The 2,477-nt window shown below is 61.2% G+C and carries 2 protein-coding genes; both read right to left on the minus strand.

The genetic code is table 11. The annotated features are described in order from the left end of the window. Window positions 1–193: 193 nt before the first annotated feature. Complete coding sequence (gmk, locus tag AC0AP0_RS11895) at window positions 194–817, minus strand: guanylate kinase (protein WP_463603676.1); 624 nt, start codon at window positions 815–817, stop codon at window positions 194–196. 97 nt (window positions 818–914) lie between these two features. Continuing rightward, window positions 915–2,477, minus strand: a 1,563-nt coding sequence (locus AC0AP0_RS11900) for an ATP-binding protein (protein ID WP_490430618.1), incomplete at its 5' end; no start/stop codon positions are given.

Here is a 2,477-nt window from a genome sequence, read left to right on the forward strand (position 1 = left end):
CGCAAGGTCTCACTGGCGCTGAAGGCCTACGCCGCCTTCGCCCGCTCTGCAGACAAGGGCGCCACACGCGACCCGGACCTGATCAACCGGTTGTCCGGTCTGGACTGATAGATCAAAAATTCCCCAATCGGGCTCTTATCCGATTGGGGAATTTTTGACTCTTCTGGAGTAAGGCCAAGTAAAGGCCTGATGCTCAGAGACCGTATTCCTTGGCGATTACCGCCCAGAGAGCCTGGGCGGCTTTATCCACGTTGTCGTTGACTATGACCTGGTCGAACTGATCCTCTGAGGCCAGCTCCACCTTGGCGGTCTCCAGCCTTCGGGCCCGTTGCTCCTCATTTTCGGTTCCCCGCATGTTCAGCCTGGTGACCAGGTCCTGGAATGAGGGCGGCGCCAGGAACACATAGAAGACTTCCAGGCCCAGCTCCTTGGCACGTTCGCGAACTCGGTGCGCCCCCTGCAGGTCGATCTCCAGAATTGTGGGCACCCCTGCCGCCAGATGGTCCAGGACAGGCTGCAGCGGGGTGCCATAGTGGGACATGCCATGGACCAAGGCGGTCTCCAGAAAGTCTCCGGCGGCTTCCCTGCGGGCAAATTCCTGCTCGTCCATGAACCAGTAGGTGATGCCGTCCTTCTCGCCCGGACGCGGCGCCCGGGTGGTGGCCGAGACGGAGACCCAGACCTCCGGGTGGGCATGACGCAGGGCTGCTTCCACTGTACCTTTGCCTACGGCCGTGGGCCCTGTCAACACGATCAGCCGGCCGCCCGTCTTCCCCGTCCCCCCGGTCTGTTCTCCCGAAGGGTCCTGACTCGACATATCGGCACCGCTGATCGCTGACACGGCCACTTCCTTTCCTAAAGGTCACTCTCCGGCATATCTGGACCGGAACATGGGTCAATCATATAGCCAGAACCTACCTAGCCTTCTCCAGCTCAAGCAACCGGGCCGCGTGTTCCTGGATGCTCATGACCTCGTAGTCGTCCTTTTTGACCACGTCAATGGCCATCAGGGCAGCTGAGAATTCGGTGACGGTGGTGAACTGCGGCAGATCGGCAGCTATGGCGGCGACCCGAATCAGATAGCCGTCAGAGCGCGAACCCCTGGAACTGGGGGTATTGAGGATCATGTCGATAGCCCCATCCTCAATTAACTGGACTGGATTGCGGCCCATGTGCCTGACCCCATCAGCATCAGTGAAGGGCCGACCTTGCTCCTCCTCGTCGCTGATCTTGTCGACAACGGCCACGTCGAAGCCGTACCGACGCAGGACGGAGGCCGTGCCACTGGTGGCGCAGATGCTGAAGCCCTGCTCCAGCAGACGAGCGGCCAACATGGGCAACTGACGCTTGTCCGCATCATTGACCGACAGGAAGGCGACCCCTCCGGTGGGCAATCCGCCCTGGTAGGCGGCCAGCTGACTCTTGGCGAAGGCGTGGGGAAAGTCCCGATCGAAGCCCATGACCTCTCCGGTGGAGCGCATCTCCGGACCCAGCAAAATGTCCACGGTACGACCCACCGGAGTGCGGAAGCGCTTGAAGGGCAGGACAGACTCCTTGACCGCTACAGGCTGGCCGACACGGACCATGCCGCCATCACCGACAGGCAAGAGCAGACCATTGGCTCGTTGCTGGGCGATGGACTCCCCCACCATGATTCGCGCTGCAGCCTTGGCCAATGCCGTACCCGTGGCCTTGGAAGCAAAGGGGACGGTCCGGGATGCGCGGGGATTTGCTTCGATCACATAGAGGGTGTTGGCCATGAAGGCATACTGAACATTGATCAGCCCCTGAACCCCGCAACCTTGGGCTATAGACAGGGTGGCCTGCCGCAGCCGGTTGATCTGGTCGTCAGAGAGTGTCGATGGCGGCAGGGTGCAGGCTGCATCACCGGAATGGACCCCAGCCTCCTCAACATGCTCCATGATTCCGCCGATGTAGAGTTCCTGCCCGTCATAAAGGGCATCCACATCGATCTCGATGGCATCCTGAAGGAACTTGTCAATCAACAGGGGCGAGGGCAGCCGGCCGGAGACCACCGTATCGGCCTTGGCTTCCTCCAGGGCTCGATCCACGTAGGTGCCCAGCTGCTGGTCGTCATAGACGATCTCCATGCCTCGTCCGCCCAGTACGTAAGAGGGCCTGACCAGAACCGGGTAGCCAATGGCATGTGCCGCATCCCTGGCTTCATCCAGGGAAAGAGCGGTGCCGTACCGGGGGGCGTTCAGATGTTCCTTGCTGAGCACCTGACCGAAGAGCTCACGGTTCTCGGCCAGGTCGATGGATTCGGGGCTGGTCCCCAGGATGGGCACCCCAGCCGCCTTGAGCCTGGCCGCCAGAGACAGGGGCGTCTGACCGCCCAGCTGGACGATAACCCCTTTGACAGGTCCCATGGCCTTCTCGGCCCGGTAGATCTCCAGAACGTCCTCGAAAGTCAGCGGCTCGAAATAGAGCCTGTCCGACATGTCATAGTCAGTGGA

The organism is Bifidobacterium sp. POST2/T3 (B1), from assembly GCF_058197115.1.

What these genes read in the sequence shown, in the direction of transcription:
- gmk (WP_463603676.1), bottom strand. Translation starts at nt 817, where the DNA reads ATGTCGAGTCAGGACCCTTCGGGAGAACAGACCGGGGGGACGGGGAAG.